Annotated in this window: 10 tRNA genes and 1 rRNA gene; all 11 read right to left on the bottom strand. The window is 49.8% G+C overall.

Features of this window, described 5'->3' with window-relative positions:
- Window positions 1-270 precede the first annotated feature (270 nt).
- A tRNA-Asp gene (locus FCL54_RS23635) sits at window positions 271-346 on the bottom strand.
- A 98-nt stretch (window positions 347-444) separates the two neighbouring features.
- A tRNA-Met gene (locus tag FCL54_RS23630) sits at window positions 445-521 on the bottom strand.
- Between the two features lie 132 nt (window positions 522-653).
- Window positions 654-730 (bottom strand) — tRNA-Ile (locus FCL54_RS23625).
- Between the two features lie 9 nt (window positions 731-739).
- Window positions 740-816 (bottom strand) — tRNA-Met (locus FCL54_RS23620).
- Window positions 817-827: 11 nt separating this feature from the next.
- Window positions 828-900, bottom strand: a tRNA-Ala gene (locus FCL54_RS23615).
- A gap of 14 nt (window positions 901-914) precedes the next feature.
- A tRNA-Pro gene (locus FCL54_RS23610) sits at window positions 915-991 on the bottom strand.
- Window positions 992-999: 8 nt separating this feature from the next.
- Window positions 1,000-1,076 (bottom strand) — tRNA-Arg (locus tag FCL54_RS23605).
- Window positions 1,077-1,092: 16 nt separating this feature from the next.
- A tRNA-Leu gene (locus tag FCL54_RS23600) sits at window positions 1,093-1,178 on the bottom strand.
- A gap of 7 nt (window positions 1,179-1,185) precedes the next feature.
- Window positions 1,186-1,261 (bottom strand) — tRNA-Lys (locus FCL54_RS23595).
- Window positions 1,262-1,405: 144 nt separating this feature from the next.
- Window positions 1,406-1,481 (bottom strand) — tRNA-Val (locus tag FCL54_RS23590).
- Between the two features lie 9 nt (window positions 1,482-1,490).
- Window positions 1,491-1,600 (bottom strand): 5S ribosomal RNA (rrf, locus tag FCL54_RS23585); the annotation flags it as partial.

Genomic DNA, 1,600 nt, shown 5'->3' with positions numbered 1-1,600 from the left:
CTAGCTTATGCTATCGAAGCAGGCTGTGTCGGAACAACTCATCGATTTGTCACGATGTAACGTTCGTTGCTCTACCGACTGAGCTATCGAGCCATGTTAATATAGGTGACCATCATTTTATGCTGTGCTGATACCCTCTGTCCTTTCCTCTACAAGCAAACGCTATCGATGTAGGCTGCGTCAGGACAACTCATCGATTACTCATGATGTAACGTTCGTTGCTCTACCGACTGAGCTATCGAGCCATGTTAGTTTTACTTTAAATTTAAATGGCGGTCCCGACCGGATTTGAACCGGCGATCTCCTGCGTGACAGGCAGGCATGTTGACCCCTACACCACGGGACCTTATTAATTCTGCTAAAAGTTAGGTTTTATTTGGTTGCACCCAAGGGACTACGATCAAACTCTAGCTATAAAGTTAATCGACGTAGTTAGATTTTATTTGGTTGCGGGAGCAGGATTTGAACCTGCGACCTTCGGGTTATGAGCCCGACGAGCTACCAGACTGCTCCATCCCGCGATGATGTAAAATGTGACTGTCCTTTCCTCTACAAGTAAAGCTTTGAAGTTGTATCCGTCAGGACAATTCGCAGTTTGAACAACGATGTATCGCTCATTGCTCCATCCCGCGACGATGTAATTTAAAACTTCATGGTGGACCCTGTAGGACTCGAACCTACGACCGGACGGTTATGAGCCGTCAGCTCTAACCAACTGAGCTAAGGGTCCGTATTTTAATGGTAGCGGCGGAGGGGATCGAACCCCCGACCTCACGGGTATGAACCGTACGCTCTAGCCAGCTGAGCTACACCGCCAAAATAATAAGTGGAGCCTAGCGGGATCGAACCGCTGACCTCCTGCGTGCAAAGCAGGCGCTCTCCCAGCTGAGCTAAGGCCCCATAAATAACTAAAGTGGTCGGGAAGACAGGATTTGAACCTGCGACCCCTTGGTCCCAAACCAAGTGCTCTGCCAAGCTGAGCTACTTCCCGTAAAAAAATGGCGCGCCCGAGAGGAGTCGAACCCCTAACCTTCTGATCCGTAGTCAGACGCTCTATCCAATTGAGCTACGGGCGCACTTTTTTGTTTTTTATGGTGCGGGTGAAGGGACTTGAACCCCCACGTCGTAAAGACACTAGATCCTAAGTCTAGCGCGTCTGCCAATTCCGCCACACCCGCATAAAAATGGTGAGCCATGGAGGATTCGAACCTCCGACCCTCTGATTAAAAGTCAGATGCTCTGCCAGCTGAGCTAATGGCTCTCGATGTTTAGTTGAAGCTTTTTCACTATCGATGTCCTTTCCTCTTCCGGTATTCCTACCGTGTTTTGCGTCAGGACAAATCATCACAATTTCAGCGTAGCATCGCTCTTTGCTCTGCTAGCTGCTCTTAGTTATTTAATTAAATGGTGGAGGATGACGGGCTCGAACCGCCGACCCCCTGCTTGTAAGGCAGATGCTCTCCCAGCTGAGCTAATCCTCCACTATCTAAGCCCGGCGATGTCCTACTCTTACAGGGGGAGATCCCCCAATTACCATCGGCGCTGAAGAGCTTAACTTCCGTGTTCGGCATGGGAACGGGTGTGGCCTCTTCGCCATCAT

It is taken from the genome of Exobacillus caeni (assembly GCF_005747095.1).
Taxonomy (GTDB): domain Bacteria; phylum Bacillota; class Bacilli; order Bacillales; family Guptibacillaceae; genus Exobacillus; species Exobacillus caeni.
The sequence above is the reverse complement of the archived record's forward strand: the minus strand, read 5'-3'. Positions and strand labels throughout refer to the sequence as shown.